Origin of the sequence: Citrobacter sp. 50677481, assembly GCF_001463265.1 — a bacterium.
Lineage (GTDB): Bacteria > Pseudomonadota > Gammaproteobacteria > Enterobacterales > Enterobacteriaceae > Citrobacter_A > Citrobacter_A sedlakii.
This window is the reverse complement of sequence record NZ_LNHZ01000022.1, coordinates 1-276: the sequence shown is the minus strand read 5'-3', so window position 1 is coordinate 276 and position 276 is coordinate 1. Positions and strand designations below refer to the sequence as shown.

Genomic DNA, 276 nt, shown 5'->3' with positions numbered 1-276 from the left:
AGCGCTTCTGCACTTTGTGCAACCAGCGCGGCAGTAACCATGTTCAGTGCCATGCGTGGAACCGCCGACCACGTGGATCCGGATTGTGTCGGGCCTGTGTATACGCTGACCAGCGTCAGGCCTGTGTCACTCTCTACCGATTTAACCGGCAGAGTATATGGTACACCTCCGACCGTTACTACAACGAAATCTCCTGCAGCGAGTTCCGTTACAAATGAAGTACCGATACCCGTCACAATGTCAGAGTTATTGGTCAGGGTTAAAGTTCCTGCGGAC

The 276-nt window shown here is 53.3% G+C and carries 1 pseudogene; it reads right to left on the bottom strand.

Annotation, left to right across the window (positions count from 1 at the left end):
* A pseudogene (locus APU02_RS26760) lies at positions 1 to 276 on the bottom strand (phage tail protein); the annotation flags it as partial.